Annotated in this window: 4 protein-coding genes and 1 pseudogene; all 5 read right to left on the bottom strand. The window is 70.3% G+C overall.

Annotation, left to right across the window (positions count from 1 at the left end; translation table 11 throughout):
• Window positions 1-635, bottom strand: a 635-nt coding sequence (locus tag DEIPH_RS14665; RefSeq protein WP_051517417.1) for a menaquinone biosynthesis protein, incomplete at its 3' end; no start/stop codon positions are given.
• 251 nt (window positions 636-886) lie between these two features.
• Window positions 887-1,240 carry a nuclear transport factor 2 family protein gene (locus tag DEIPH_RS14660; protein ID WP_034359504.1) on the bottom strand — a complete coding sequence of 118 codons (354 nt, stop codon included), beginning with the start codon at window positions 1,238-1,240 and terminating at the stop codon, window positions 887-889.
• A gap of 1 nt (window position 1,241) precedes the next feature.
• Complete coding sequence (gene mqnE, locus DEIPH_RS14655; RefSeq protein WP_034359503.1) at window positions 1,242-2,387, bottom strand: aminofutalosine synthase MqnE; 1,146 nt, start codon at window positions 2,385-2,387, stop codon at window positions 1,242-1,244.
• Between the two features lie 51 nt (window positions 2,388-2,438).
• Entirely contained in the window at window positions 2,439-4,058 is a 1,620-nt protein-coding gene (locus DEIPH_RS14650; protein WP_034359502.1) for a carboxylesterase/lipase family protein, read from the bottom strand.
• A gap of 93 nt (window positions 4,059-4,151) precedes the next feature.
• Window positions 4,152-4,832, bottom strand: a pseudogene (locus tag DEIPH_RS14645) (ATP-dependent zinc metalloprotease FtsH); the annotation flags it as partial.

Below are 4,832 nucleotides of genomic sequence, written 5' to 3'. Positions count from 1 at the left end.
CCCCGCCGGTAGGCCCACACCGCGAACGTGAAGGGATGCCCGGTCAGCCGGAACCATTCCTCGGCCAGATCGGTGACGGTGATGCCCCGGCCCTGGTGCGGAAGCATGGTCATGGTCGTCTCGGGCGTCAGTGGCCCGGCCACGCGGTACCACTCCTGTAGGGCGCTGTCTCCGATCCTCAGGACGCCGTCGTAGCCGGAAGCGAGCAGGTCTTCGGCCTCCCCCTCCGCCTGTTCCAGCGTGGGCGAGAGGCCGCGCCTGCGCAGCAGCACTTCCAGCAGGGCCACGCTCATGGCGCTCTGGCGGGTCAGGGCCACCCGGCGGAGCTGCTCCAGCGGCACCGTATGAAAGAGGTTCACCGAGTACACCGGCCCCAGCACCGCCACGCTGAAGTCCGGCAGCGCCTCCAGCACGTCCGCGTGCCGGATGAACTCCACCGCGCTGATGTTGGCGATGTCCACCTCACCCGCGAGGAGGGCGGCGTTCATCTGGGTCGGGACGCCCGTGATGGCCGTCACATCACTCGGGAGAATCAGCGAGTCGAGGATGGGGGCGACGTTGGTGTAATGAATCCAGCCGGCGCGGTAAGGGTCCTGCTCGGCACCTTCGACTCGGCTAACGTCCTCGGGTGTCAGCGCCAGCGTGTTGCCGTAGGGTTGAGGTTCCCGGATATAGCTCACCCGGATGCGCGGGAATGGGAAATGCAGGGGCGGATGTTGCGCCGTGAAGCGGAGGAGGACGTACCTCTGGCCGCCCGCCTCGAACTCCACGCCCTCCTCCTGCTCATAGGGGTTGTGGTGGAAGCCCGTAACCCGGCCCTCCAGGACACCAAGCGGGGCTTGCCCGTTGTCGAGCACCACCTGAAAGGGAGCTTTCCGAGTGTCCCTCACGCCACCACCTGCACGCACACCCCGCGCCACTCGCCTTTGCGCCGCGCATAGACGCGCAGAAAGCTCTGGACCCGCACGCCGTCCGCGTACAGCGTGCCGCGCGTCACCGCCGTCTCCCCGTACACGTGCGCCGCGTGGCGCTCGAACATCAGGGCCGCCGGGGCGTTATGGCGCATCCCTGCCAGCAGATCGGCCCGGAACACCACGCTCCCGTCCGGAAAGAAGCCCATCCAGTCCTCGGCCAGCAGGGGCATCATCCGCCCCGGGTCGCGGTGGTGATACGCCGCGTTCCAGGCGTCGTCCAGGGCCAGCACGGCGTCCAGGTCAGTGGGGGAACGGTCGGCCTCCACACTAGTCCGCCGCCTCCGCTCCGGGCTTCTGGAAGACCGCCAGCTCGTTGTAGTAGGCGTCACGCAGCACCGGCACCCGTCCGGCGTGCTGGATCATCTTCACCATGCCCGCCTGCGAGAGGGCCATCGGGCTGGTCGCCCCGGCGGCGTGCGCGATGTGTTCCTCCTGAATGGTGCCGTCGATGTCGCTGACCCCCCAGTCCAGGCTGACCTGCGTGAGTTCGGACCCGATCATCACCCAGTAGCCCTTGATGTGCGGGAAGTTGTCGAGGTAGATGCGCGCCACCGCCAGGTTCCGCAGGTCGTCCAGGCCGGTCGTGAAGTCGGTCTTGCCGAGGTTCTGCGCGAGGCTGTTCCCGAGCGGCTGGAAGGCGAGGGGGATAAAGGCGTGGAATCCGCCCCCGTACTCCAGCAGCGAGGCATCTTGCAGTTCACGCAGGCGGTGCATGTGGTCCAGACGTTCTTCCAGCGTCTCGATGTGGCCATAGAGCATGGTGGCGTTGGTCCGCATGCCCAGGCTGTGGGCTTCCCGGTGAATCTGAAGCCATTTGTCGGCCTTGACCTTGTTTTTGGCCACCTGGAGCCGCACGCGGTCGGCGAAGATTTCCGCCCCGCCACCGGGCATCGCCGCCAGGCCCGCCGCCTGAAGCTCGCGCAGCACCTCCAGCGTGGGCCGCTTGCCGATGCGCGCCAGGTGTTCGATTTCCGCCGCCGTGAACGCCTTCACCTGAAGGTCCGGGAAGGCTTCGCGCAGCCGTCCCACCATCTCGGGGTAGTAGGCCCAGGGGTGGTTGGGATGGTGCCCACTGCTCATGTGCAGTTCGGTAATGCCGGGCAGGTAGCGCCGCCGCACCTGCTCGACCACGTCCCCGGGCGAGTAGTCCCAGGCGCGTTCCTCGCCCTTGCGCGCGGCGAAGGCGCAGAAGGTGCAGCCCACGTAGCAGATGTTGGTGAACTCCAGCCGCATCGAGTGGACGAAAAACACCTTGTCCCCGTGCAACCGCTCCTTGGTCCGGTTCGCCAGGCGCATCAGCGCATTCAGGTCACGGGTGTGGTACAGCCGCAGCCCCTCCTCAAACGAGAGACGCTCGCCCGCTTCCACCTTCTCCGCGATGGGAGCGAGGCTCTGGTCACGCAGCCACTTCATGCCTGCATGCTACGCCCGGCGCGGGTGGGGAAGTGTCCCTGGCTGGGGGATTCAGCGGCTCCATACGTCACAGCGGTGTTCCTGGCGGAAGTCGGTGCTCTCGGCCACGCGGCCGGGCTGGAAGGTCAGGACGTTGTTCCGCGCCGGGTCGAGGGGCCGCCAGGCGGGCAGGCCCGCGCCGTTGGGAGACCCGGTGCGCGCAAAGTTCGTCCAGTAGGCGCGCATGGTGCGGGCGAGGTCGGCCTGGGCGGGCGTGAACTTCGCGGGGTCGGCAAAGCTGGCGAGGGGCGTCCCGAACACGCTGACGATCTCCGAGGCATGGAAAGCGCCGTAACGGGGCACGCTGGCCGTCGGTTTCAGCTCGGTCGGGGCGTCGCGGTCGCGGAACTCGTAGGCGTAGACCGGCGTCACGCGGGCGAGGTCGCGAGCGATGTCGTTCACCGGGCAGGCGAACAGCCCGTCGGTGACCACGGCGGCGGCGGCCAGACCCACCGTCTCGTAGTCGCGGCTGGCGTAGTTGGCCAGGACGCGCGGCGCGTTCCAGCGTTCCAGCAGGGCCACCAGACCCCAGAACTGCCAGACCGGGAGGTCCCGGCCACTCCTGGCGATAGGCGCGGCGAACAGCGTCCCCTCGTCCAGATTGCTGCCGATCATGACCGGCACGCGGTTGATCTGTCCACTCCGGAACACGTCCTGCGGCGAACGGGGCAGCACCGCGTCACCGGAGACGGGCGGCAGCGCGACGGCACCGGGGGCGCGGCGACCGGGAACGGGCGTATCCAGCAGCCGCTCTGCGGGAACGGCCCGCAGACAGGCGGCGCTGCCGTCGGGGCAGCCCAGGTCACGGGCATAGGCCGCGCCCGTGTTCAGCGCGTCGGGGAGGGCCGCCGTGTTGATCTCGGGCGTGCAGGGGCCACTCTGGAGGATCGCCCGGTCGAACAGGCCCGCTGACAGGGGCGAGGCGAGCTGTGCGCAGATGCTCATGCCGCCCGCCGACTCCCCGAACACCGTGACGTTCTGGGGGTCGCCCCCGAAGGCCGCCGCGTTGGCCCGCACCCAGCCCAGCGCCGCCTGCTGGTCGAGCAGGCCGTAATTCCCGTCGGTCCGCCCCTCCAGCAGCCCCGGCGCGGCGAGGAACCCCAGCGGCCCCAGGCGGTAATTCACCGTCACGACCACCACGCCGCGTTCCCGCGCCAGCACCCGCCCATCGTAGTCGCTGCCCGCGCCGCTGCGGAAGGAACCGCCGTGAATCCAGACCATCACGGGGGCGCGAACGGCAGTGGCCGGGGCATAGACGTTCAGCACCAGGCAGTCTTCCGAGCCACGCACGCCGCCGCCCACCCGGGGCTGCACGCAGGCGCTTCCCGGCTGAGAAGCGTCGCGCTCGCCCACCCACAGGGGAGCCGGTTGCGGCGCCCTCCAGCGCCTTTCCCCGACGGGAGCGGCGGCGTAGGGAATGCCCTGCCACACGCGCACGCCGCTCGCCTCACGGCCCACCAGCGTTCCCGAGGCGACCTGGGCGCGCACCGGAAAGCCGGGGGCCACCGGGGGCGCGGCCGGGGTGGTCGGCGGCAGCGCGGGCGCCGGGGCGGTCGTGTCCTGGGCAGACGCGGCCGTGAGCAGCGCGGCCGTCAGCAACGCGGCGGGGAGCAGGCTGGGCGTGCGGGTCATGGCCCCAGCGTAGGGGACCGTGCGGCGCGGATCATGGGCCTGGGGTTCAGGACAGGTTGGGCTTCAGGCGGGGCTGGGCCTCAAGATTGGGCCTCAAGCGGGGTTGGGCGTCAGGCCCGGCTGCGGGGCAGGGCCGTCGTCCTCGCTGGGGGCGGGGGCGGGGCCGTCCAGCGTGCCACCCGCCAGCACCGTCTGCACGTCCTCGCCACTCAGCGACTCGCGGGCCATCAGGGCGTCGGTGAGGCGGTGCAGGACGTGGGCGTGCTCGGTCAGCAGGGTGACCGCGCGCTCGTACTGCGCGTTCAGGATGCGGGCCAGTTCGGCGTCGATGCGTTCGGCAGTGTGGTCGCTGTAGGCCCCCTGCTGCGGCCCGTAGCCCAGATACCCCGCACTCTCCTGCGCCAGCGCGAGCTGCCCCACGTCGCTCATGCCCCACTCGGTTACCATGCGCCGCGCCAGCCCGGTCGCCACCTGGAAGTCGTTCGCGGCCCCGGTCGTGACCTGCCCGGTGGCGACCTCCTCGGCGGCGTGTCCGGCCAACGCCACGCAGATGCGGTCGAGCAGCGCGGCGCGGGTGTGGTGCATCCGGTCTTCCGGCGTATACAGCGCCGATCCCAGCGAGCGCCCGCGCGGCACGATGGTCAGCTTGTGCGCCTTGTCCGCATGCGGCAGGAGTTGGGCGGCGAGGGCGTGGCCGACCTCGTGGTAGGCGGTGACCTTGCGGTCGGCTTCCCGCACCACCAGCGAGCGGCGTTCGGGTCCCATCAACACCCG

It is taken from the genome of Deinococcus phoenicis (genome assembly GCF_000599865.1).
Classification (GTDB): domain Bacteria; phylum Deinococcota; class Deinococci; order Deinococcales; family Deinococcaceae; genus Deinococcus; species Deinococcus phoenicis.
Note: the sequence above shows the minus strand (reverse complement) of the source record. Positions and strands in the feature narration are given on the sequence as shown.

Excerpts from the sequence above, each read along its gene's own strand:
- mqnE (WP_034359503.1), bottom strand. The coding sequence starts at position 2,387 with ATGAAGTGGCTGCGTGACCAGAGCCTCGCTCCCATCGCGGAGAAGGTG.
- DEIPH_RS14650 (WP_034359502.1), bottom strand. The coding sequence starts at position 4,058 with ATGACCCGCACGCCCAGCCTGCTCCCCGCCGCGTTGCTGACGGCCGCG.